Origin of the sequence: Nonomuraea turcica (assembly GCF_030718205.1) — a bacterium.
Classification (GTDB): Bacteria; Actinomycetota; Actinomycetes; order Streptosporangiales; family Streptosporangiaceae; genus Nonomuraea.
Map to the genome: position 1 here is coordinate 17,024 of NZ_JAUZQF010000006.1, position 23,037 is coordinate 40,060.

The window sequence follows — 23,037 nt, forward strand, 5'->3', positions numbered from 1 at the left end:
CATACGACCATCACGATTACTGACCCCGGGGACCTAGTTCCCGGGGTTTCGCATAACTAGTCACTTGCCCCCATCGGTCTCCTCCGTACAAATGAGGCATCCTCACATTCGACGGAGACTTACGAGACGGAGACTTACGAACGGACGAGGCGCGCGATCGCCGCGGAGGCCTCTTTCACTTTCGCCTCGGCCTCGGGCCCGCCGGTGTTGATCGCGTCGGCCACGCAGTGCGAGATGTGCTCCTCGAGCAGCCCCAGCGCCACCGCCTGCAGCGCCCGCGTGGCCGCGGAGACCTGGGTGAGCACGTCGATGCAGTATGCGTCGTCATCGACCATGCGCTGCAGGCCCCTGATCTGACCCTCGATGCGCCTGAGCCGCGTCAGATAGGCCTGCTTGTCTCCGCTGTACCCATGCATGCCTCTACGGTACCCGGAACCGGTATCCCTCAGTGGAGATCCGTGATCAGCTTCTCCCACTGATCGGCCACCTCGCCGACCGAGTGGCGCAGCGCCGTGTCGAGCGCCCCTGCCGCGAGCGAGCGCCGCCTGCGTTCGTCGTCGATCAGCGCGAGCAGCGCCGCGGCGAACAGTTGCGGGTCGGCGTTGGATACGGTGCCGGACCCGGGCACGTCGGATACGGTGCCGGACCTGGGCACGTCGGACGTGGTGCCGGACTCGGGCACGTCGGGCTGAGGCACCAGAATCCCGTTGTAGCCCGTGGCCACGAACTCCGTCGGCCCCTTGGCCCCCTCGAACGCCACCACCGGCACCCCGCACCCCATGGCCTCGAGCACCGTCATGGACTGGTCCTCGGCCCGCGAGGTGTTGGCCACGATCGACGCCTTGGCGAACTCGCCCGCCAGGTCCGGCGTGGTGCCCATGAAGTAGACGTGGTTGTGCAGGTCGAGCTCGCGCACCAGCGCGCGCAGCCGCCGCTCCTCCGGGCCGCCGCCGTAGAGCCGCAGCCGCCAGTCGGGCCGCTTGTCGGCGACGATGGCGAACGCCTTGATCAGCCGGTCGTACGCCTTGACCGGCACCCACCGCCCGCCGGCGGCCACGATCCTGTTGTCCATCCGCGAGCGCGGCCACGGACCGGCCGCCAGCGCGTCCTGTACGGAGTGCACGACGGGCCCGCCGTCCAGGAGCCTGGTCCACTCCTCCTGAGCCGACTCCGTGGCCGTCACAACGGCGTTCAGGCGCGGATAGAAGCGTTTCACGGGCGCGGGCACAGCCGGCCGCGACCATTCCCTGGCGATCTTCAGCATCTCGCGGGGAGCGTGCCTGGCGGCCTGGACGCCGAGCGCCGGCCGGGTGGTGATCAGCACGTCGCACTTGAGCCCGCGCAGCACCCGCCACAGCGCCACCTCGGTGCGCACCTGGCCGCGCGGCAGCAGGTGCCTGACGCCCGGCCGGGCGTCGACCACGCTGCGCATGGCCACGTCGGAGTCGACGGGGAAGAACGGCTTCTCCTTCTGCCGCCGTACGCTGATCACCTCGACCTCGTGCCGCTTCGCCAGCGCCGAGGCGAGGTTGAGCGTGGCTCGCACATCGCCCCGCATGCCGTACGCGGAGGGCAGGACCAGGCTGACCTTCATCCGCCCACCTCGATGCGCAGCTCGTCGTCGGCGGTGTAGCAGGGTTTGATCGGCACGCCGTCCACCTTGGCCGAGGGGTAGTGCAGCCGGCGGCGCTTGCCGTCCACGTCGTCGAGCCAGGCGCCCAGCTTCAGCGGCGTGGGCACGCCCTCGACCTGCAGCGCCGGCTCCCAGGTGCCGGAGCCCGCCGCGGTGTCGGAGCTCGTGGGGTCGGCGGCCACCACGTCCACGAGGGAGAAGGCGGCGTGGAAGCGCACACCTTGGACGAAGGCCGTGGCCGTCACCCGCGCGCTGGTCTGCCGGCGGTCCAGCGTCAGCGTGGCCTCGTGGCGGGAGTCGTCGTCCTCGAGCCCGGAGTAGGCCAGCAGGCCCATGACCTCGAAGCGGCCTTCCCTGAACCAGATCGCTCGGACCTCGGCGGCGGGCTCCGCGTCGGAGATTTTCAGCGCGAGGAACCCGTTGCGGGTGCGATAGGAGCGGTAGGCCAGGGTGCGCTTGCACAGGGCGTAGGCGTCGAGGTGGTCGAGCGAGAAGCCGGGATCGACGCTGCGCAACCTGCTGCGCTTGCCGTTCGCCCCCCGCAGGTAGGCATCCCAGCGCCCGGCACTGAGGTCCAGCGGCGCCAGCGAGACCGCCAGCGTGGCCTCGCGCGATCGCGCGCCCCGGGTGCCGAGCCGCACGTCGCGCTCCACCCCCGTGGTGCGGTTCCTGAGGACGAGCTCTGTGCCCTCTTGTAGTGGTTCGTCGATGGCCAGTCGCAAGGAGAGCACGTCAGCCAGGGTGACCTCGGCGTCGGTGACGACGACGCCCATCACGAGCCCCCTCCCCGTCGAATAGAGCCATGCGACGTTGAGGTTACCGTGATTTTCCCGTTATGTGGATGGTTGATTTCTTGTAACCACCCCTGCTGACATGCGAAACTCCTCCACCACACGTGTGGAGGAGTCCGACATTTCCCGGTCAGGAAGCGCCTTTGACCGATTTGATCAAGAGCTGAGCCACGTCCACGACTTCCAGCGACTCCTTGGCCTCACCGTTGTTCTTCTTCTCGTTGATCGCATCGCCCAGCATCACCATGCAGAACGGGCAGGCCGTGGACACGGTGTCCGGGTTGGTGGTCAGCGCCTCGTCCACGCGCTCGGTGTTGATGCGCTTGCCGATGCGCTCCTCCATCCACATGCGCGCGCCGCCCGCGCCACAGCAGAAGCCGCGGTCCTTGTGCCGGTGCATCTCCTGCGTCGTGACGCCGGGCACCTTGGACATGATGTCGCGGGGCTGGGAGTAAACCTTGTTGTGGCGGCCGAGGAAGCACGGGTCGTGGTAGGTGATCTTCTCCTCGATCGGCGTGATCGGGGTGAGCAGTCCCTCGTCCACCAGCTTCGACAGCAGCTGCGTGTGGTGCACGACCTCGTACGTGCCGCCGAGCTGTGGGTATTCGTTCGCGAGCGTGTTGAAGCAGTGCGGGCAGGTGGCGACGATCTTCTTGACGCCCGCCTCGTTCAGCGTCTCGATGTTCTGCTGGGCGAGCATGTTGAACAGATATTCCATGCCCAGGCGGCGGGCCGGGTCGCCGGTGCACGCCTCCATCGGCCCGAGCACCGCGAACTTCACGCCCGCGATGTGCAGCAGCTCGGCCACGGCCTTGGTGGTCTTCTTGGCTCGGTCCTCCAGCGCGCCCGCGCAGCCCACCCAGAACAGGTATTCGGCGTCCTCGGGCATCTTCTCGTCGACGACCTCGACCTCGAAGTCGAGCTCCTCGATCCAGTCGGCCCGCTTCATCTCGGACATCCCCCACGGGTTGCCCTTGTTCTCCAGGTTCTTGACCATCACCCCCGCCTCGGATGGGAACGACGACTCGACCATCACCTGGTAGCGGCGCATGTCGAGGATGTGGTCGATGTGCTCGATGTCCACCGGGCACTGCTCGACGCACGCGCCGCAGTTGGTGCACGACCACAGCACGTCCGGGTGGATCACGCCCTCCTCGCCGACCAGCGGCTTCTCCAGCAGCGCTAGCACGTCCTTGTCGGCGTGCTCCGTGCTCGCCGCCATCAGGTAGGGCGCCACCTTGAAGGCGTGGTCACGCTGGTCGAGGATGAGCATCTTCGGCGACAGCGGCTTGTCCGTGTTCCACGCCGGGCACTGCGACTGGCAGCGACCGCACTCCGTACAGGAGTAGAAGTCCAGGAACCCCTTCCACGTGGTGTCGCCGATCTTGCCGCGCCCCAGCCGCTCCGGGTCCAGGTCCTCGTCCTCGAAGTCCACCGGCTTGCCGTCCACCCGCATCTCCACTGCCGCGCCGAGGCCGTCGGGGCGGCGCGAGAACAGCACGTTCAGCGGCGCGGTGAAGATGTGCAGGTGCTTGGAGTGCACCACGATCACCAGGAACACCAGCATGAAGCCGATGTGCAGGAGCAGCGCGATCTCCTCCAGCAGCCCGCTCTGCGGCAGCACGTCGCCGAGCGCCAGCGAGACGAAGGCGCCCGAGGAGTACGGGAAGTTCCCGTTGGCCGCCGCCGCGCCCCTGGCCAGGAAGAGCGTCCAGATGATGTTGAAGATCATGAACAGCACGAGCCACGCGCCGCCCAGGTGGGAGCCGGAGAAGCGCGAGCTGCGGCCGAGCTTCTCGGGTGCGTTCTTGATCCGGATGCCCGCGAAGACCGCGAGACCCGCCAGGCACGCCACCGCGATGAAGTCCTGCAAGAAGCCCAGCACGCCCCAGGTCCCGATGAGCGGGATGTGGAAGTCGGGCCGGCCGGTGATCGCCCCCTGGACGATCGCGCCGTACGCCTCGATGTAGACGGTCAGCAGGATGAAGAACGCCCACATGACGAAAAAGTGCGCGGTGCCCGACGGCGTCCACTTGAGCAGCTTCTTCTGCCCGAACACCTCGACCAGCTGCGCCTTGGCCTCGTCGGCGGCGTGCGTCTTGGCGTAGTCGATCCGCTCAGGTGCGGGCGGGCCCACGGTCGCCAGCTTGTACAGGAAGAGCGCCCTGCGGCCGGCGACGGCCACCGCCAGGACGGTCATGACGAGTCCGATGATGGCTACCCAGAGCACGGGTTCCTCCCACAGACGACGTTGGCTGCCAGCGTACGGTCACCCGAACCACCGACCGCTACCCTGATCCTACCCGTGAGTAACTTTGCCAGGGTACGCGACATACCCTAAGGTCACCGCGCTGCGTAGAACAATGCTCTAGCCGGCGAAGTACCTCTGGATGGTCGGCCCCAGCAACTCGACCAGCTCCTCGGGATCGGCGCTCGCCAGCGGCTCCAGCTTGAGCACGTAGCGCCCCAGGATCACGCCGAACATCTGGGCGAACGCGGCCTCGATCCGCAGGTGCGGCACCTCCAGACGGCCGGCCACCTGGTAGAGCAGGGCGTTGGTGATGAACTCCCGCATCATCGCGGCCGCCTGCTCGTTGGTCATGGCCGACCGGATCAGCGCGACCAGAGGCTCGCGCGTCTCCGGCGAGGCGGTGACGCGCAGGATCATGCGGACCAGCCGCTCGCCGATCTCCTCGCGCGGGCCCTCCAGCAGCAGCGGGATGACGGTCTCGGGGCTGACCGGCAGCTGCATGGCCGCCGCGAACATGCCCTCCTTCGTCGCGAAGTAGTGGTGCACGAGGGCGGGATCGACCTTGGCCTCCCTGGCGATACCGCGCACCGTGGCCTTGTCGAACCCCTTCTCGGAGAAGACCTTCCTGGCCGCCGCCAGGATCTCTCCACGCGTGTCGGCAGACCCGGGCCGACGCCCCGGGCGCCGCTTTACTGTGCTCATGGCCTCACTCCGCGAGGCCGGCTCGGTCGCCAAACGCCTCGCGTGCTCACCGGCCCACCGCCAGATAGACCCGCATCGGCACCGACAACACGCCCTCCGGAAACTCCTCGCGCAACTCCGCCCGCTGCCGCTCGACGAGCGCGCCGGCCGCCTGCGGCGACAGCGCCGCCATGTACGAGTGCGAGCGTAGGTCCAGCAGGAAGTCCTCGATGCCGACCAGCCGCGTCCACGGGATCCAGCGCTCCTCGATCACCTCGAAAGCCGAGGCGATGGGCGGCACCGACCACTCCTCGACGGCCGGCCCCCAGTAAGCGGGGACCTCCTCGGCCAGGCGGGCCTCGTAGGCGGCCAGCCAGTCCGCCTGGGCGGCGTGGTGGAAGTTCCAGCAGCCCAGGATCGCGCCACGCCGCCGCAGCACCCTCCTGGCCTCGGCGATCGAGACCACCGGGTCCAGCCAGTGCCACGACTGGCCGTACGCCACCAGGTCGGCCACCCCGTCCGCGAGCGGCAGCGCGTTGCCGTCGCCCTGCACCGCCGCGACGGCCGGCGTGCCGTTCGCGGACCTGGACATGAGCCTGGCCAGCATCTCCGCAGCCGGATCGACCGCGATGACGTGCGAGCCACGCGCCCTGAGCGCCCGCGTCAGAATGCCCGTGCCCGCCCCCACGTCCACGGTCGTGGCGCCGTCCAGGTCGACGCCGGTCAGCTCGCTCACCGCGCGATACATCTCGTCGGGGTAGCTGGGCCGGCCCGCGTCGTAGGCGTCGGCCACGCGGTCGAACACCCTGCCAAGATCCCTCATCGGCCCGATGTTCATGTAGACGCCGCCAGGTGCAGCCGCGCGAAGGCCAGCCCCTCGGCCAGATCGTCGATCCGCTCGGTACGGCTCGCCGCCTTGCGCGTGTTGATCTCGAGCACGACCAGGCCGGAGTAGCCGGTCTTGGCCAGGCGCTCCAGCATCTGGGCGCAGGGCTGGTTGCCCCTGCCCGGCACCAGATGCTCGTCCTTGTTCGTCACCCCGATGCCGTCGGCCAGGTGGAGGTGCGCCAGCCGGTCACCGAGCTTGGCGGCCATCTCCATGGCGTCCGAGCCGGACACGGCCGTGTGCGACAGGTCCAGGGTGACCTGGGGGAACTCGTAGTCGATCGGGTTCCAGCCGGGCGAGTAGGGCACCACGTCGTTGCCCCTGGCCCGCAGCGGGAACATGTTCTCCACCGCGAACGTGACGTCCGTCTCGTCGCGCATCCTGGCCAGCCCCACCTCGAAGTCCCGCGCGTAGTCGCGCTGCCAGCGAAACGGCGGGTGCACCACGACTGTCGAGGCGCCCAGGCGCTCGGCCGCCTTCTGTGCCTTGACCAGCTTGGCCCAGGGGTCCCGGCCCCACACCCGCTGGGTCACCAGCAGGCAGGGGGCGTGAATGGCCAGGACAGGAACTTGATAGTGCTCGGAGAGCCGCTCGATCACGTCGATGTCCTGGCTCACCGGGTCGGCGCCTACCATGATCTCTACGCCGTCATAGCCCAGGCGGGCGGCCAACTCGAACGCGTCAGGAGTGCGTTCCGGATATACCGAAGCAGTGGACAATGCGATCTTCGCATTGGGCACGCGGATGACATCAGCCACGCTGCCAGCCTAAGCCGGAGAACCGGATATGGCGCGCTAGCCCCTGTGGTGAGCCGCCTCACCACGGAGGTTGTGCATCTACCGTTGGGGCATGCCACGGATAGCCAAAGGCGCGATCCCGAGCCCCAACATCTGGAACACACCCCAGGTCTACGAGGTGGAGAACCGCGCCGTCGATCCCGAGGGCGCCGCCGACGCGGCGATGCGCGCCCTGCGCCCCTGGGACGCCGCCACCGTGCTCGACATCGGCTGCGGCACCGGCTACCACCTGCCCGTGCTGGCCAGGTCAGCCGCGAGCGTGATCGGCGTCGAGCCGCACGGCGACCTGGCCATGCTGGCCCGCCGCCGGTGCGCCGCGCTGGCCAACGTGAGCGTGCACGCCGCCGCGGCACAGGACCTGCCGCTGCCGGACGCGAGTGTGGATGTGGCGATGGCGCGCTGGGCGTACTTCTTCGGCCCCGGCTGCGAGCCGGGGCTCCGGGAGCTGTCCAGGGTGGTACGCCGCGGCGGTGCGGCCTTCGTCATCGACCTGGACGCGACGCGGGGCTCGTTCGGGCGGTGGTTCTCGCGCACCGTGCCGACGTACTCGCCACGCGAGGTCGAGGCGTTCTGGGACCTCCACGGGTGGCAGCGTCAGCCGCTGGACCTGCGCATGGCCTTCGAGCGGCGGGCGGATCTGGAGGCGGTGCTGCGCATCGAGTTCGCACCCGAGGTGGCCGAGCAGGCCATCGCCGAGACACCCGGGCTGGAGCTGCCCTATCCGAACGTGTTGCGCTGGCGCTATTACTGAGCCCCCAGGGCTTGACCTTGACGTCAGTGTCAAAGTTTACCCTTGGGGGTATGCGCATCGGAGAGCTGGCGGAACGCACCGGAGTGAGCACCCGCTCGCTCCGCTACTACGAGCAGCACGGGCTGCTCAGCGCACGGCGCGGATCCAACGGCTACCGGCAATACTCCGAGGACGACGTCAAGCTGGTCACCGAGATCCGGGCCCTGCTCGCCGTCGGCTTCACCTTGGAGGACACCCGGCCATTCGTGGACTGCCTGCGCAGCGGGCACAGCACGGGCGGCTCGTGCGCCGAGTCCGTCGAGGTCTACCAGCGCAAGCTGGCCGAGATCGACGAGGAGATCCGTCTCCTGCTCACCCGCCGCGCCGAGGTGGCCGCCCAGCTCTCCCAATCGTGCCCAGGTTGCTTTGTCAGGGGATGAAACATGATCACATTGACGACTGAAAACTTCGACGAGCAGGTGCTCAAGAGCGACCGGCCGGTGCTGGTGGACTTCTGGGCCGAGTGGTGCGGTCCCTGCCGGATGGTGGCGCCCGTGCTGGAGCAGATCGAGGCCGAGCGCGGCCTGACGATCGGCAAGCTCAACACCGACGAAAACCCGGAGATCATGGCCAAGTACGGCGTGATGGGCATCCCCACGCTGATCCTGTTCGAGAACGGCGAGCCGGTGAAGCGCGTGGTCGGCGCCAAGCCCAAGCGCCTCCTGGAGTCCGACCTGGGCCTCGTCTAGCCAAGATTGTCGGCTCGTGCCGCTACCCTGCTCGGCATGGCCAAGTCAGCCCAGAAGCCCGGATACCGCTGCGCCGAATGCGGTTGGCGCACCACCAAATGGGTGGGGCGGTGCGGCGAGTGCCAGGCGTGGGGCACGGTCGACGAGGAAGGCGCCCGGGCCGGCGTCACCATCGTCCAAGGCGGCGCCACCAACGCGCCCGCCGTCCCGATCGGGCAGGTCAAGGCCGAGGTCGCGGCCGCGCGCACGACCGGCGTGGGCGAGCTCGACCGGGTGCTCGGCGGCGGGCTGGTGGCCGGCGCGGTCGTGCTGCTGGCGGGCGAGCCCGGCATCGGCAAGTCCACGCTCCTGCTGCAGGCCGCCGCCCGCATCGCCCAGCGCGAGACCGTGCTCTACGTGACGGGCGAGGAGTCGGCCGCCCAAGTGCGGCTGCGAGCCGACCGCATCGCCGCGATCGAGCCCAACCTCTACCTCGCCGCGGAGACCGAGCTGTCGGCCCTGGTGACGCACGTGGAGAAGGTCCAGCCCACGCTCCTCGTCGTCGACTCGGTGCAGACGGTCGGCTCCGCGCAGGCCACCGGCGTGCCCGGCGGGGTGACGCAGGTGCGCGAGGTGGCCGCCAATCTCGTGCGTCTGGCCAAGGACCGCAACATGGCCACGGTGCTCGTCGGCCACGTCACCAAGGAAGGCTCGATCGCCGGCCCCCGCACGCTCGAGCACCTGGTCGACGTCGTGCTCAACTTCGAGGGCGACCGCCACTCCAGGCTCCGCATGGTGCGCGCGATCAAAAACCGGTTCGGCCCCACCGACGAGGTCGGCTGCTTCGACCTGCACGAGCGCGGCATCGAAGGCATCACCGACCCGAGCGGCCTGTTCGTCTCCCGGCGCAGCGAGCCGGTGCCCGGCACCTGCGTCACGGTCACGGTCGAGGGCACCCGCCCGCTGCCCGCCGAGGTCCAGGCCCTGGTCGCGCGCACCGATGCGCAACAGCCCCGGCGCACCTCCTCCGGCCTCGACACCTACCGTGTGCAGATGATCCTGGCGGTCCTGGAGCGCCGGCTCAACGCCCGCCTCGGCGGCTGCGACGTGTTCACCGCGACCGTGGGAGGCATCAAACTGGCCGACCCCGCCGTGGATCTGTCGGTCATGCTCGCGGTGGCCAGCGCCGCCGGCGACAAGCCGCTGCCTCCGGGACTGGTGGCCCTGGGCGAAGTGGGCCTGGCCGGTGAGCTGCGCCCAGTCAAGGACGTACGCAGGAGGTTGACCGAGGCGGCCAGGCTGGGTTTCAAACGCGCACTCGTACCGGCCGGGTCCTTGGAAGACGACGCCCGGCGGCGGGGCGGGCAGCGTGCTCTGGTGCCTGTGGGGCCTGTGGCGTTCGCGCCCGGGTTCGAGGTGGTTCAGGCGGAGAACGTCTGGGACGCACTCACACACGTCACATAGCACGGCTAAGCTGACGGTTGACCGATCGACACGGGGGTCAGGTGGATAGGAGTCTGGACGAACGTCGTCGCGAAGCCCTGGCCGCTGTGGCCCCGGGCACACCGTTGCGCGACGGCCTCGAGCGGATTCTGCGTGGGCAGACCGGCGGGTTGATCGTGCTCGGCTACAACCGGGATGTCGAGGAGCTCTGCAGCGGCGGTTTCGAGCTCGACGTCGATTTCTCCGCCACCCGGCTGCGCGAGCTGGCCAAGATGGACGGCGCGATCGTGCTGAGCGACGACCACAAGATCGTGCGCGCCGCCGTGCACCTCGTGCCCGACCCCGCGATCCCCACCGACGAGGCCGGCACCCGCCACCGCACCGCCCAGCGGGTCGCCAGGCAGACCGGGCTGCCCATCATCGCGATCAGCAAATCGATGCGGATCATCGCGCTCTACCTTGACGGCATTCGCTACGTGCTGGAGGAGTCCGCGGCCATCCTCTCCAAGGCCAACCAGGCTCTGGCCACCCTAGAGCGCTACAAGCACCGCCTGGACGAGGTCTCCGGCACCCTGTCGGCTCTGGAGATCGAGGACCTGGTCACCGTCAGAGACGTGGCCGCCGTCGTCCAGCGCCTCGAAATGGTCCGGCGCATCTCCGACGAGATCAAGGGCTACGTGGTGGAGCTGGGCACCGACGGCCGCCTGCTGTCCCTGCAGCTCGACGAGCTCGTGGCGGGTGTGGACTCCGAACGCGAGCTGGTGATCCGCGACTACCTCCCCGCCCCCTCCGCGCGCCGCCAGAGGCGCCTGGTGGACGCGATGCACGACCTCGACACGCTGTCAGGCAACGAGCTCTTGGACCTCTCGGCCGTCGCCCACGTCCTCGGCCACCACGGCTCCGACAAGCTGGACAGCCCGGTCAGCCCGCGCGGATTCCGCCTGCTCGCCAAGGTCCCCCGCCTGCCCGCGACGGTGGTGGACCGCCTGGTCAACCACTTCGGCAGCCTGCAGAAGCTGCTGGCGGCCAGCATCGACGATCTGCAGGCGGTGGGCGGCGTCGGCGAGTCCCGCGCCCGCAGTGTCCGCGAGGGCCTGTCCCGCCTCGCCGAATCCTCCATCCTCGAACGCTACGTATAACCCGACTCTGACGATCTAGCGCAGGTGGAAGACGCCCTTGGTGCTGCGTAGCTTGCCCAGGCGGACAGTGGCCACGTAGGTGCCGGGCAGGGCGGCCGCCGGGGTGGAGCGGCAGTCGCTGCTGGAGCGGCGGCGGTCCCAGCTCAGTGTCCGCACGTACGGCACGCCCCGCTGCAACTGCTTGATGTCGGTTCCCGGGCCGCTGACGCAGTCGGCCGTGGACCAGATGCGATCCGCGCCCGAGGTGATGCGGATCTCCATGGCCCGCGGTCCCACGTCGGCCGTGCACATCACGGGTCCCGTGTTCACCAGCGTGACCACGAAGGCGGGCTGGGCGCCGGCTGCGTAGATCTTGTCCTTGCCGGCCTGGAGGCTGAGCACCAGATCTTCCTCGGCGCAGGGCTCGCCGGGCCGTTTGTGGCGCGCGACGGGGGTCGGCGTGCTCGGGCTGGGGGTGGGTGTCGGGCTGGCCGTGCCCATGGCGAGCGTACGCAGGCCCGCCAGCAACGGATCGGTGGTGGGCGTCGCGCTCGGTGAGGACTGGGCGCTGGACTTGCGTTCCGGTCCGCTGCCCCCGCTGGAACACGCCCACGCCACCACGGCCACCACGACGAGCACCGCCACCAGCACGCTCATGCGCCGCCGCCAGTAGACGTCACCGCCGTCCTCACGCATCGTGTCCGGATCCATACGCACAGCATGGTAATTCGGCGGGCACTTAGAGTGACGACACGCCGAAATCATTCACGGAGCCATACCCTTGACCGCGTGGCTGATCCGAAAACGTTGCACGGGCCTGTACTCAATTGGTACGAGGACAACGCGAGGGACCTTCCCTGGCGGGCGGCCGGTGCGACGCCGTGGGGAGTGCTGGTCAGCGAGATCATGCTCCAGCAGACCCCGGTCGTCCGGGTGCTGCCCGTGTGGCATGACTGGATGGCCCGCTGGCCCACCCCCAAAGATCTTGCCGCCGAGCAGCCGGGCGAGGCCGTACGCCACTGGGGCAGGCTCGGCTACCCGCGCCGGGCGCTGCGCCTGCACGCCTGCGCCAGGGCCATCACCGACGAGCACGGCGGCGAGGTGCCGGCCGACCACGCGACCCTGCTGTCGCTGCCCGGCATCGGCGAGTACACCGCCGCCGCGGTCGCCAGCTTCGCCTACGGCGGCCGGCACGCCGTTCTGGACACGAACGTCCGCCGGGTGTTCGCCAGGGCCGTACGCGCGGAGGAATACCCGCCCACGGCCACGTCGGCGGCCGAGCGGCGGCTGGCGGAGAGCCTTCTGCCCGAGCTGGGCGCGGCCCGCTGGGGCGTGGCGGTGATGGAGCTGGGCGCGCTGGTCTGCACGGCCAGGGCGCCGCGTTGCGCGGACTGCCCGATCATGGACGTCTGCGCGTGGCGCCTGGCCGGCAAGCCCCCGCACGCCGGCCCGGCGCGCAAGGGCCAGACGTACGCGGGCACCGACCGCCAGTGCCGCGGCCGGCTGCTCGCGGTGTTGCGCGCCGCCCACGGTCCGGTTCCCAAGGAGGCACTGGACGTGGTGTGGGACGACGCGGTGCAACGCGAGCGCGCCCTGGACGGCCTGATCGCGGACGGCCTGGCCGAAGCACTCGAGGACGGCACCTACCGCTTGCCCCACGCCTGACCGGCCACCCCTTCAGCACGCCCACAGGGCGGCACGAGCCGTTCAGCGGCGAATCAGCCGATCCACGGCGGAACGCCCAGGTCGGCCCCATCGGCGGACATGGCCCTGGCGCCGGCCGAGGCCGTCACGACGGCGGTGTATCCGGCGGCCGGGTCGGCCAGCACCTGCCGCGCCGTCCGGGCGGGCATGACGACGGTGTCACCGGCGGCCACGGCGTACTTCTCCCCGCCCAGCTCGACGGTCGCCGCGCCCTCGATCCAGGTCCACACCTGCTCGACGTCGAAGTTATGCACCGGCCCGACGGCGCCGGGACGGGCGTCGACGCGCCAGAGGGAGCGCTCGGCGCCGCCCTGCGTCGGCGAGGCGAACGTCGTCATGATCCCGCTGGCCGTCTCCGATCGCCGCGCGTCAGCGGCGCGAATAACAGTCATCTCTTGAAACCCCTAAGATAGGCAACCACGTTGTCCACCGATATAGTTAACCAGGTTGTCTATAATGTCAAGCGACACCCCGGGTTTCGAATTGCCACTACGCCTGCTGCTGGCGTTCCGAGCGCTCATCGACGAGCTCCACGCCGAGCTGTCCCGGCAGGGCCATCCGGACATCCGCCCTATGCACGGATTCGTCATGCAGGCCATCGGGCCGGAGGGCACCACGGCCGTCGAACTGGGCCGTACGCTCGGCGTGTCCAAGCAGGCAGCCGGCAAGACCATCGACACACTGGAGCGGATCGGCTACGTCGAACGCACCGCCGACCCGCGTGACACGCGCCGCAAGATCGTCCGCCTCACTCCGTACGGGATGGACGCGCTCGGCCGCTCGGCCCGCATCTTCGACGCCCTGCGCGCCCGCTGGGCCGGCGAGCTGGGCGAGGACCGCCTCCGGGCCCTGGAGTCCGACCTGCGCAAGCTCACCCCGGCCAACCCGTGGCGCCTGGACATGCCAGGCTGGTTCGGCACCCTCTAGAAGGGCTGAAGGCCCGGGCTCGCGAGCTTCGCACGAGCCCAGGCCCCTCAGGCGGCCAGCTGCAGGCCCAGACTGGTGAGGTTGGTACGGGCCCAGGCCAGCTCCTCGGCCAGCATCGACACCAGCGCGCCCGGTCCCTTGGCCCGCCCGGGAACGATCAGGTTGTGCGTCTCGACCTCGATGTGCGCGCTCCCGCTCACCGCGCCCGACAACATCGCCGTCAGCGTGTCGTGCAGCACCGCGCCGGTGTTCGTGGTATCGCCCGTGTGGTTGTGTACGTGCCCCAGCTTGACGACAGGGGCCCCGGCCTCCGCCAGGCCCTTCAGTGTCGCCCCCGCCTCCTCGGTCCCGCAGGCGAGATGACAGGCGTCCAGGCACACGCCCAGGTGCTCGGAGTCGATCCCGCACACCCGCTCGAGCGCCTGCTCCGTGGTCTCCAGCACGCACCCGGGCCACGGCTCGAACCCGACCCTGATCGTCTTGCCGGTGACGCTGTAGATGCCGCGCAGCTCGCGGGCGAGCCGCTCCAGGCGCCGGGTGGCGATCGCGTGCAGGTCGGCGGGCCAGTCGCGACGCCAGCCGATCGGAATCGTCGAGATGCTACCGAACCGCACGTCGTCGGGCAGCAGGAAGGCCAGGATCTTGGCCAGCGCCATGGTGTAGCGGTATCGCTCCGGCTTGGCCCAGTCGGGGCCGGGGACCTCCTGGTTGCGGCCGCCGGTGCCGTTGAGGCTCACGACCTCGAGGCCGCGCTCCTCCAAGGAGCGGCGCAGCCGTACGAGCTCGATGCGGTCGGCCGTGAGGTGGTCGGCGACGCTCGGCGAGAGCCACAGCCCGATGCCCATCCGCTCCACGCCCAGCCGCTTGCGCACCGGGACCGCGTAGCGGGTCAGGTGCGCGATCAGGTTTTCCAGATCCTCGGCAGGATGGACGCCTGCGTTGTAGGCGAGGTGTACCAGCGTTCCGTCATCGTGACGCAGGCGCATCGGTTTCCTCCACGGCTTGCTTTGTGTGTTCCCGTCGCCTGCCCCAGACGAGCGCGAACCTGGTCGAGCATGCCTGCTCTTGGGTGGCTCACGCGTCCGCCCTGAGTTGATTCCCGGCTACTCCCTTGGGAGCAGTCCCCAACCTAGGAACACGATCTTGTGGCTCACTTGGATGAGACTTGGCGAAGCTCTACGCAGTGTAGTACTACTCGCGGTGGTGGTATAGCCGCCCATCCAACAATTAGGCAACGACCAAATTCACCCGCTTTGCCCCCTTTGCCCCGCTTAACGTATTTATACCTGCCGGCCGCGCCAACCCCCACGCCTCCATCGAGCGTCACTCGCTCCGCGGCACACGTCGGCCACAGCGCCTACCGCGCCCCAGCCCCGCCACAGCGCCTACCGCGCCATAACCCCTTCCGCGCCACAGCGCTCGTCGCGCACATTCAGACGCCGCGCACATCGGACGCCGCGCACTGCGGCGCCGCGCACATCACACGCCGCGCACTGCGGCGCCGACGCCCGCCATCGGATGCGGCCAGCACCCATGGACGCCGCACACGGCGGCCACGGAGCACACCAGACGCGGCGCACATCGGCCGGGGCGCGCTCGGCGCCTACGTCGGCACCGCAGTGCCGACGGCCGCCGTCGGATGTGGCCGGCACCATGGACGCCACCCCCGCCGGCGCCGCGGCGTGCTGGGGCCGGCGACGCCAGTGGGCGTGCGCCGTCGGCATCAGGAACGCGAGACACGCGCTGCCGGGATTGGGCCGAAGGTATGACCTCCGGACGCGCGAAAGCCCCCGTGTGAGGACCACACGGGGGCCGTCGTCGCGCGAAGCGGTCCCGTCAGTGCTGGATCGGGGCCGCGATGGCAGCCGCCGAGTCCGGAATCTTCGAGATCGACTCGCCCCGGAAGGTGAACTTGGCGTTGTCGCCCTCACCCTCGACCGCAACCTTCACGACCTGCCCCGGCCGGAGCTCACCGTAAAGGATCTTCTCCGACAGGGAGTCCTCCAGCTCGCGCTGGATCGTACGCCGCAGCGGACGGGCGCCCATGACCGGGTCGTAACCACGGTCGGCCAGCAGCTGCTTGGCCTCGGGCGAGACGTCGAGCGCCATGTCGCGGTCCTTCAGCCTGAGGTCCACCTGGTGGAGCATCAGATCGACGATCTTGATGATCTCGGCGGGCGTGAGCTGGTGGAAGACCACGATGTCGTCGACACGGTTGAGGAACTCGGGCCGGAAGTGCTGCTTGAGCTCTTCCTGCACCTTGGACTTCATCCGGTCGTAGTTGGAGTCGGCGTCGTTGGACTTGGCGAACCCGACCCCGATGCCCTTGGAGATGTCCCGGGTGCCGAGGTTGGTGGTCATGATGATGACCGTGTTCTTGAAGTCGACCACCCGACCCTGGGCGTCGGTCAGGCGACCGTCCTCCAGGATCTGCAGCAGCGAGTTGAAGATGTCGGGGTGGGCCTTCTCGATCTCGTCGAACAGGACCACGGAGAACGGCTTGCGCCGCACCTTCTCCGTGAGCTGGCCGCCCTCCTCGTAGCCGACGTAGCCGGGAGGCGAGCCGAACAGCCTGGAGACGGTGTGCTTCTCCATGAACTCCGACATGTCCAGGCTGATCAGCGCGTCCTCGTCACCGAAGAGGAACTCCGCCAGAGCCTTGGACAGCTCGGTCTTACCGACACCGGAGGGACCCGCGAAGATGAACGAGCCACCGGGACGGCGCGGGTCCTTCAGACCGGCGCGGGTGCGCCGGATGGACCGCGACAGGCCCTTGATGGCGTCGTCCTGGCCGATGATCCGCTTGTGGAGCTCGTCCTCCATGCGGAGCAGGCGCTGCGACTCCTCCTCGGTCAGCTTGAAGACCGGGATGCCGGTGGCGGTCGCCAGGACCTCGGCGATGAGCTCCTGGGTGACCTCGGCCACGACGTCCATGTCGCCGGCCTTCCACTCCTTCTCCCGGCGCTCGCGCTTGAGCTGCAGCTGCTTCTCCTGGTCACGGAGGGCAGCGGCCTTCTCGAAGTCCTGCGCGTCGATCGCGGACTCCTTGTCACGGCGCACGTTGGCGATCTTCTCGTCGTATTCGCGCAGGTCCGGCGGAGCGGTCATCCTGCGGATGCGCATCCGGGACCCGGCCTCGTCGATGAGGTCGATCGCCTTGTCGGGCAGGTAGCGGTCGCTGATGTAGCGGTCGGCCAGCTGCGCCGCGGCCACCAGCGCGTCGTCGGTGATGGACACGCGGTGGTGCGCCTCGTAGCGGTCACGCAGACCCTTCAGGATCTCGATCGTGTGGCTGAGTGAGGGCTCGGCCACCTGGATCGGCTGGAAGCGCCGCTCCAGCGCCGCGTCCTTCTCCAAGTACTTCCGGTACTCGTCGAGCGTGGTCGCGCCGATCGTCTGCAGCTCGCCACGGGCCAGCATCGGCTTGAGGATGCTGGCGGCGTCGATCGCGCCCTCGGCGGCGCCCGCACCCACGAGCGTGTGCAGCTCGTCGATGAACAGGATGATGTCGCCGCGCGTGCGGATCTCCTTGAGCACCTTCTTCAGGCGCTCTTCGAAGTCGCCGCGGTAGCGGGAGCCGGCGACCAGGGCGCCGAGGTCAAGCGTGTAGAGCTGCTTGTCCTTCAGCGTCTCGGGCACCTCGCCCCTGACGATCTTCTGCGACAGGCCCTCGACGACGGCGGTCTTGCCGACGCCGGGCTCGCCGATGAGAACGGGGTTGTTCTTGGTCCTCCGGGAGAGGACCTGCATGACCCGCTCGATCTCCTTCTCACGGCCGATGACCGGATCCAGCTTGCCCTCGCGGGCCGCCTGGGTCAGGTTGCGGCCGAACTGGTCGAGCACCAGGGACGTGGACGGCGCAGACTCCTGCGGGCCGCCCGCCGCGGCCGGCTCCTTGCCCTGGTAACCGTGCAGCAACTGGATGACCTGTTGCCTGACACGGTTGAGATCAGCTCCAAGCTTGACCAGCACCTGGGCGGCCACACCTTCACCCTCGCGGATGAGCCCGAGCAGGATGTGCTCGGTGCCGATGTAGTTGTGACCCAGCTGCAAAGCCTCACGGAGCGACAGCTCGAGGACCTTCTTGGCCCGCGGGGTGAAGGGAATGTGCCCCGACGGAGCCGACTGGCCCTGGCCGATGATCTCCTCGACCTGCTGGCGCACACCCTCAAGGCTGATGCCCAGGCTCTCCAGAGCCTTGGCGGCAACGCCCTCACCTTCGTGGATCAAACCAAGAAGAATGTGCTCAGTGCCGATGTAGTTGTGGTTGAGCATCCTGGCCTCTTCTTGGGCCAAGACGACAACACGCCTCGCTCGGTCGGTGAACCTCTCGAACATCTCGTCGCTCCTCACAGAGCGGTCAGTCAGGCCGGTAAATCCGGTCCCGTCCTCCCGCATGCTAGCCCTGGCTCGGCGAACCGTGCCCACTCGCCGCTGACACGCTCTATAGCAGACACGTTCCCCGAGAGCAGGGCGTTCACCCTCCATCCAACTACTGTTCGGGGGTGACGTGTTCCCGATACGCCGCAAGCGAACGATGTTTAGGGTGCTTCACGTCGGCAGCACTAAATTGCCGTCCGCGGCGTACGCAGATCAACACGCGCCGGCCACCGGACGCTTCGGGCGGACCGGCGTCAGCCGGCCCGCGCCCGCGCATCTCCGATGCCACGTCCGTATCTGTTACGCAATCATCCTATGTCCCCACGCAATGGTTGGCCAAGTGCGCGCACTACGCCCTGAACAGGACACGGCACCTACCGCACTCTCATGAAATTCTCATCCGGTCAGCCGGGTTACCGACCTCATCAGGCACGACTGTCCAAGTGGTCACGGCATTCCCGGCAGGATGCACCTGGGGAGCCCCGGCATTGTGCGGCACATGCCCTGGGGAGCGGGTTTTGCCCGGTGCCACACGCGCGTGAGTCGAGATCCCGGATTAGAGCCGGTCTCAGGTTTTACTCAACGCGGATGAGCGGCTCGATACCTCATTCAACGTATGTTCGGGCGGCTCGATCCCGGCAAACGCCGGGCCGCCCTCCGCAAGCACCGCTCTCCTGGAACGGGCCATCGTGGGGATTCACCATTCGGGCGCGCGGAGCGCGACACCATCACATATGCGGGCACCTGCCGGTGAAACGACGCCGGACATGGTCCACAACACACGGCCAAAACGCCCGCATATGGGGAGTTAGAGATCATCCTCTTGGTGTTCCGGCATTCGGAACACCCTAGAGACGATCATGCGCTTATGGCGGCCGCCGGGGTCCAAGGCGAACATCATAAGCGCATGGTCGTGAGTTGGCTCGATCAGTGAGCCGCCTCGTACTTCTCGACGACCGTGGAGGCGATACGGCCTCGCTCGCTGACCGGGAGCCCGTGGGCCTTGGCCCACTGACGGATCTCGGAGCTCTTCTCGCGGCTCATCGCACGGCTCCCGCCACGGCCACGACGACGCGTGGCCACGGCACCTGCCCGGCGCGCGTTCTGCACGAAAGGCGTGAGCGCGTCCCTCAGCTTCTTGGCGTTAAGGTCGCTGAGGTCAATCTCATAGGAGGAGCCGTCAATAGCGAAGCTCACCGTCTCATTGGCCTCGCCCCCATCGAGGTCATCGATGAGAATCTCCTGGATCTGCTTGGCCATGTACGCAATCCTTTCGCGGGCATTGTTTCATTCGCCTGCCCAAACATATACCCGGAAAGGCCCTGAGACAATTCAGCGCTGCGGGGATTCGGCTGACTAGCCGATCAGTTCTGCTTCTCGGCCGGCTCCTCGCCGTTACGGTGCCGCCTGGGGCCCTCGGCGCGGACCAACTTCACTACGCCAAAGATGAAGGCTCCACCGACCACGACCGGGGGGATGAGCGCTGACAATACGTCTGTTAGGGCTTCCATTCGTCCTCGCCTCCACGGCTAGCGGGGTTTCGGGGGCGCTATATGAGCGCGTGCGCGGCCCGGAGGAGCGCGACGGTCCTCATGAGCAAGGCGACAACCGCCCTCACCCGACCATAGCGGCACACAGATGCCCTGCATGCGGCAGGTGCGCCAACATCCGGCAACCCGGACGCCCCATAGCCTAATGCCAGTCTCTCCAGGCTCCTTACCGGATCAAGGGAAAATTTTGCGATAAGGCGTCGGCGCAGGCCCCGGAAGGCTCAGCGAAGATCTTTTACCACGCGCGTTCCGGCCAGCCTGTCATGCGGCCCCCGCTCCAGCGGCTTGTCGATCAGGATGAGCAGCCCGACGCCGAACAGCAGCATTCCAGCCAGCAGATTGACCACTGGAATGCCCATGAGCATGAGCGGCCCCGGATAGACCAGGGATCGTTTGAGCGCCGCTCCCGGCGTGAGCTTCGCCGGGGCCAGGCGAATCCGCATGATCGCCTTGCCGAACGTCCTGCCGTGCCTGAAATGGGCCCGCCAGTCGTAGCCGGCATAAGCCAGTCCGGCCCCGAACCACGCGCACACGCCGGGCAGGCGACCGCCGAACACCTCCAGCACCCCGACAGTTCGGAAGATGGCCCAGAGCGCAATGAACAGAATGTAATAGAAGACCCCAAAGACGAGCGCTTCAATCAGGCGGGCGGCGAGCCGTTCCCACCATTCCGCCGGCAGCGAGATCGCCCATGACGGCGTCCCGGCCATAACCTCCACCTCGCCTCCGGCTACGGGTTCCGTCCCATTCTGGTACGGCCCCACGGACAAACATAGGGGCCGGCGGGAAGCCGGCCCCTATGTTTACGTGCGGGAGGACTACTTGATCTTCACCACCACGGTGCGCGCGAACTTGTCCGCGAACGTCTGCTGCAGCGGCTTGTCCCACAGCATGGAGGCGCCGTTCAGGCCGCACAGAAGCGGGGCGAGCAGGGTTCCGAAGGGTAGCCAATAGAGGATGTAGGCACCCCACGTCCCGAGCGCGCGCTTGAGTGCCGCATCGTTGGGGATGCCACCCGGCGGCACCGGGCCGCCGACCTGGACGACCTTGATACCCATGATCATCTTGCCGACGGTCTGACCCTTCATCTTGTGCATGAAGAAGTCGTAGCCGACGTAGACGAGGGTGAGGACGACCGACATCAGGATGCCGATGACGAACGAACCGAACAGGCCCGTGCTCGCTCCGGTGGTCGAGCTGTAGCTCGCGACCAGGAACAGCCCGAAGATGAAGGACACCAGGCCCATCACGACGCCGAAGATCACGCCGTCGACGATCCTCGCCACCAGCCGCTGCCACCACTCCGCCAGCGGAGCCGGTGCGCCCGGAGGTTGCACGCCGACCGGCTGCCCGTAGGCCTGGCCGTAGCCCGGCTGGCCGTAGGCGGCCTGCTGCGGCTGCCCGTAGGCCTGGCCATACTGCTGGTCGCCGTACTGCTGCTGGCCGTACTGAGGCTGGGCGTAGCCAGGCTGGGACTGCGCCTGCTGGCCATAACCCTGCTGGTCGTAGCCCTGCTGCTGAGCGTAACCCTGCTGCTGGCCGTAGCCGGGCTGGGACTGCGCCTGCTGACCGTAGCCCTGCTGCTGCCCGTAGTCGGGCTGGGACTGCGCCTGCTGACCATAGCTGGGCTGCTGGCCGTAGCCCGGCTGCGACTGCGGCTGCTGGCCATAGCCCTGCTGACCGTAGTCGGGCTGGGACTGTGCCTGCTGACCGTAGCCCTGCTGCTGGCCGTAGTCAGGCTGCGCCTGGGGCTGCTGGCCATACTGCGGCTGCTGGGCGCCGTACTGCCCGGAGGAGGGTTGCTGGCCGTAGCCGGGCTGGGACTGCGCCTGCTGGCCGTAGCCCTGCTGCCCGTAGTCGGGCTGGGACTGCGCCTGCTGACCATAGCCCTGCTGCTGACCATAGCCCGGCTGGGACTGCGGCTGCTGACCGTAGCCCTGCTGCTGGCCGTAGTCGGGCTGCGACTGCGGCTGCTGACCATACTGTGGCTGCTGGCCGTATTGCTGTTGCTGACCGTAGCCCTGCTGGCCGTGCTGCGCCTGCTGACCGTAATCCGGCTGCTGGCCGTAGCCCTGCTGCTGACCGTACTGGGAGGGTTGCTGGCCATATTGCTGTTGTTGTTGCTGGCCATAACCCTGTTGCTGTCCGTAGCCCTGCTGGCCGTATGGGGGCTGCTGGCCATAGGCGTCGTCCGCCCGGTAGCCGACCACAGTGACGTCGGGGTCGGGCTCGCCGGGGTGGCGGCCCGTGTTCTGCTGCCCGTACTGGGGATTGACGGGTGCAGAGTTCTCGCCCGATTCGTCCTGTGGATACGGCGGCTGTCCGGTGCTCACCGTGTCACCTCGCTTCGAGTGCGCATGTGGCACGTGTCAGGACACATGCCCTGTGCTGCCCAACGTATCGACATAGGTATCAACAATCACCTTTCCAGCTAGTCAAGGCCAGCGTCACCCGATGTCAGGTGGAGCAGCATGCGGGTGTTGCCCAGGGTGTTCGGCTTCACGTGCTCCAGGTCGAGGAACTCCGCCACACCCTCGTCGTACGAAGCCAGCAGTTCGGCGTAGACCTCGGGCGAGACCGGCGTGCCCTGGATCGGGCGGAAGCCGTGCCGCGCGAAGAAGTCGACCTCAAAAGTCAGGCAGAATACACGCCGCAGTCCCAGATCGTTCGCCTGCCGGATGAGCGCGGAGACGATCCGGTGGCCGATCCCCATGCCCCGGCACTCAGGATCGACGGCCACCGTGCGGACCTCAGCCAGGTCCTCCCACAGGACGTGGAGCGCGCCACACCCGACCACCCGCCCGCCCCGCTCGGCCACCCAGAACTCCTGTACGTCCTCGTACAGGGTCACTGTGGTCTTCTCCAGGAGCCGGGGGCCGGCGCCCGCATAGGTGTCGACCAGGCGCCTGATCCTCCGCACGTCGGGCGTGCGGGCACGCCGGACCACCACCGCGGTCTCCGGCGTCGTCAGTTCGGCCACCTGTTCCATGGCTCTCCAGAGTACAGATGTCATTACGGTTCGGTCCTAACTCCCATGTCTGGCCCCATCCTGTGACGTGCCACGAGCCACATGGGCGCGAGCCCGGCGTCTTCCGGCGTTCGGCAGAAGCGATGACAAAGGGGACATAAGGTCTCTTCTGCATGGCTGATCACGAGATCACCTTGTGACCCGCCAGTTGTGAAACCTCTACAGATCGAGCAGTTCTGGTTGAGCACGAACCCGGAGTGCATTAGTGTCCAGCGACAACGTTCCCCGCGTGGCGCACGCGGGAGACACGCCCAATTCCCGCATGGGGAGCCGGGGACCCACCGGTGGCGAGCTTCGCACGCCACCACTGGGGTGAATCCGAGTTTCTTCGGTAGGGCTGCTCCGGCCCGAACCCGTCAGCTAACCCGGTAGGCGTCGATGAGAGGAGCT

At 68.2% G+C, this 23,037-nt stretch carries 23 protein-coding genes and 1 riboswitch; of the genes, 8 read left to right on the top strand and 15 right to left on the bottom strand.

The window, feature by feature from the left end; translation table 11 throughout:
• Positions 1 to 134 precede the first annotated feature (134 nt).
• The 7 genes from Q9G87_RS16775 to Q9G87_RS16805 form a co-directional block, all read right to left on the bottom strand.
• On the bottom strand, positions 135 to 416 hold the full coding sequence (locus Q9G87_RS16775) for a metal-sensitive transcriptional regulator (protein WP_080044376.1): 282 nt from the start codon (positions 414 to 416) through the stop codon (positions 135 to 137).
• Positions 417 to 445: 29 nt separating this feature from the next.
• Positions 446 to 1,594, bottom strand: coding sequence for a glycosyltransferase (locus Q9G87_RS16780; RefSeq protein ID WP_305917298.1), 1,149 nt, complete (start codon positions 1,592 to 1,594; stop codon positions 446 to 448).
• Positions 1,591 to 2,406, bottom strand: a complete 816-nt coding sequence (locus Q9G87_RS16785) for a hypothetical protein (RefSeq protein WP_305917728.1) — start codon at positions 2,404 to 2,406, stop codon at positions 1,591 to 1,593. Before Q9G87_RS16785 ends, Q9G87_RS16780 begins: the two co-directional genes overlap by 4 nt.
• Positions 2,407 to 2,554: 148 nt before the next feature.
• On the bottom strand, positions 2,555 to 4,654 hold the full coding sequence (locus Q9G87_RS16790; protein ID WP_305917299.1) for a (Fe-S)-binding protein: 2,100 nt from the start codon (positions 4,652 to 4,654) through the stop codon (positions 2,555 to 2,557).
• 138 nt (positions 4,655 to 4,792) lie between these two features.
• Positions 4,793 to 5,377 (bottom strand): TetR/AcrR family transcriptional regulator, encoded by a 585-nt coding sequence (locus Q9G87_RS16795; RefSeq protein WP_305917300.1) that lies wholly within the window; start codon positions 5,375 to 5,377, stop codon positions 4,793 to 4,795.
• A gap of 46 nt (positions 5,378 to 5,423) precedes the next feature.
• Complete coding sequence (locus tag Q9G87_RS16800) at positions 5,424 to 6,179, bottom strand: class I SAM-dependent methyltransferase (RefSeq protein WP_305917301.1); 756 nt, start codon at positions 6,177 to 6,179, stop codon at positions 5,424 to 5,426.
• 11 nt (positions 6,180 to 6,190) lie between these two features.
• The gene (locus Q9G87_RS16805) at positions 6,191 to 7,000 is read right to left on the bottom strand and encodes a sugar phosphate isomerase/epimerase family protein (protein ID WP_305917302.1); all 810 of its coding nucleotides are present in this window, start codon (positions 6,998 to 7,000) and stop codon (positions 6,191 to 6,193) included.
• Between the two features lie 91 nt (positions 7,001 to 7,091).
• On the opposite strand from Q9G87_RS16805, the gene Q9G87_RS16810 reads away from it, so the two are divergent.
• From Q9G87_RS16810 to disA, 5 genes are read left to right on the top strand one after another with little or no spacing between them, the layout of a single operon-like run.
• Positions 7,092 to 7,790, top strand: coding sequence for a class I SAM-dependent methyltransferase (locus tag Q9G87_RS16810; RefSeq protein WP_305917303.1), 699 nt, complete (start codon positions 7,092 to 7,094; stop codon positions 7,788 to 7,790).
• A gap of 50 nt (positions 7,791 to 7,840) precedes the next feature.
• Entirely contained in the window at positions 7,841 to 8,209 is a 369-nt protein-coding gene (locus Q9G87_RS16815) for a MerR family transcriptional regulator (RefSeq protein ID WP_305917304.1), read from the top strand.
• Between the two features lie 3 nt (positions 8,210 to 8,212).
• Positions 8,213 to 8,518 (top strand): thioredoxin, encoded by a 306-nt coding sequence (gene trxA / locus Q9G87_RS16820; RefSeq protein ID WP_305917305.1) that lies wholly within the window; start codon positions 8,213 to 8,215, stop codon positions 8,516 to 8,518.
• Between the two features lie 36 nt (positions 8,519 to 8,554).
• The gene (gene radA / locus Q9G87_RS16825) at positions 8,555 to 9,961 is read left to right on the top strand and encodes a DNA repair protein RadA (RefSeq protein ID WP_305917306.1); all 1,407 of its coding nucleotides are present in this window, start codon (positions 8,555 to 8,557) and stop codon (positions 9,959 to 9,961) included.
• A gap of 41 nt (positions 9,962 to 10,002) precedes the next feature.
• The gene (gene disA / locus Q9G87_RS16830; protein ID WP_305917307.1) at positions 10,003 to 11,079 is read left to right on the top strand and encodes a DNA integrity scanning diadenylate cyclase DisA; all 1,077 of its coding nucleotides are present in this window, start codon (positions 10,003 to 10,005) and stop codon (positions 11,077 to 11,079) included.
• A gap of 15 nt (positions 11,080 to 11,094) precedes the next feature.
• Here disA and Q9G87_RS16835 read toward each other — a convergent pair whose 3' ends face one another.
• Positions 11,095 to 11,769 carry a hypothetical protein gene (locus tag Q9G87_RS16835; protein ID WP_305917308.1) on the bottom strand — a complete coding sequence of 225 codons (675 nt, stop codon included), beginning with the start codon at positions 11,767 to 11,769 and terminating at the stop codon, positions 11,095 to 11,097.
• 195 nt (positions 11,770 to 11,964) lie between these two features.
• On the opposite strand from Q9G87_RS16835, the gene Q9G87_RS16840 reads away from it, so the two are divergent.
• Positions 11,965 to 12,723, top strand: a complete 759-nt coding sequence (locus Q9G87_RS16840; RefSeq protein WP_305917729.1) for an HhH-GPD family protein — start codon at positions 11,965 to 11,967, stop codon at positions 12,721 to 12,723.
• A 53-nt stretch (positions 12,724 to 12,776) separates the two neighbouring features.
• Here Q9G87_RS16840 and Q9G87_RS16845 read toward each other — a convergent pair whose 3' ends face one another.
• Entirely contained in the window at positions 12,777 to 13,154 is a 378-nt protein-coding gene (locus Q9G87_RS16845) for a cupin domain-containing protein (RefSeq protein WP_305917309.1), read from the bottom strand.
• A gap of 64 nt (positions 13,155 to 13,218) precedes the next feature.
• On the opposite strand from Q9G87_RS16845, the gene Q9G87_RS16850 reads away from it, so the two are divergent.
• Complete coding sequence (locus Q9G87_RS16850) at positions 13,219 to 13,689, top strand: MarR family winged helix-turn-helix transcriptional regulator (protein WP_305917310.1); 471 nt, start codon at positions 13,219 to 13,221, stop codon at positions 13,687 to 13,689.
• Between the two features lie 47 nt (positions 13,690 to 13,736).
• Here Q9G87_RS16850 and Q9G87_RS16855 read toward each other — a convergent pair whose 3' ends face one another.
• The 5 genes from Q9G87_RS16855 to Q9G87_RS16875 all read right to left on the bottom strand — a co-directional run bounded on the left by Q9G87_RS16855 (position 13,737) and on the right by Q9G87_RS16875 (position 20,956).
• Positions 13,737 to 14,675 carry a sugar phosphate isomerase/epimerase family protein gene (locus Q9G87_RS16855; protein ID WP_305917311.1) on the bottom strand — a complete coding sequence of 313 codons (939 nt, stop codon included), beginning with the start codon at positions 14,673 to 14,675 and terminating at the stop codon, positions 13,737 to 13,739.
• 850 nt (positions 14,676 to 15,525) lie between these two features.
• Positions 15,526 to 18,027 carry an ATP-dependent Clp protease ATP-binding subunit gene (locus Q9G87_RS16860; protein WP_305917312.1) on the bottom strand — a complete coding sequence of 834 codons (2,502 nt, stop codon included), beginning with the start codon at positions 18,025 to 18,027 and terminating at the stop codon, positions 15,526 to 15,528.
• A 969-nt stretch (positions 18,028 to 18,996) separates the two neighbouring features.
• Positions 18,997 to 19,329, bottom strand: coding sequence for a histone-like nucleoid-structuring protein Lsr2 (locus tag Q9G87_RS16865; protein ID WP_305917313.1), 333 nt, complete (start codon positions 19,327 to 19,329; stop codon positions 18,997 to 18,999).
• Between the two features lie 511 nt (positions 19,330 to 19,840).
• The gene (locus Q9G87_RS16870; protein ID WP_305917314.1) at positions 19,841 to 20,329 is read right to left on the bottom strand and encodes an RDD family protein; all 489 of its coding nucleotides are present in this window, start codon (positions 20,327 to 20,329) and stop codon (positions 19,841 to 19,843) included.
• A gap of 108 nt (positions 20,330 to 20,437) precedes the next feature.
• On the bottom strand, positions 20,438 to 20,956 hold the full coding sequence (locus Q9G87_RS16875) for an RDD family protein (protein ID WP_305917315.1): 519 nt from the start codon (positions 20,954 to 20,956) through the stop codon (positions 20,438 to 20,440).
• On the opposite strand from Q9G87_RS16875, the gene Q9G87_RS16880 reads away from it, so the two are divergent.
• Entirely contained in the window at positions 20,951 to 22,054 is a 1,104-nt protein-coding gene (locus Q9G87_RS16880; RefSeq protein ID WP_305917316.1) for a hypothetical protein, read from the top strand. The genes Q9G87_RS16875 and Q9G87_RS16880 overlap by 6 nt on opposite strands.
• Here Q9G87_RS16880 and Q9G87_RS16885 read toward each other — a convergent pair.
• The gene (locus Q9G87_RS16885) at positions 22,051 to 22,608 is read right to left on the bottom strand and encodes an amino-acid N-acetyltransferase (protein ID WP_305917317.1); all 558 of its coding nucleotides are present in this window, start codon (positions 22,606 to 22,608) and stop codon (positions 22,051 to 22,053) included. The two genes, Q9G87_RS16880 and Q9G87_RS16885, sit on opposite strands and share 4 nt — an antisense overlap.
• A 277-nt stretch (positions 22,609 to 22,885) precedes the next feature.
• A riboswitch (cyclic di-AMP (ydaO/yuaA leader) is annotated at positions 22,886 to 23,037 on the top strand.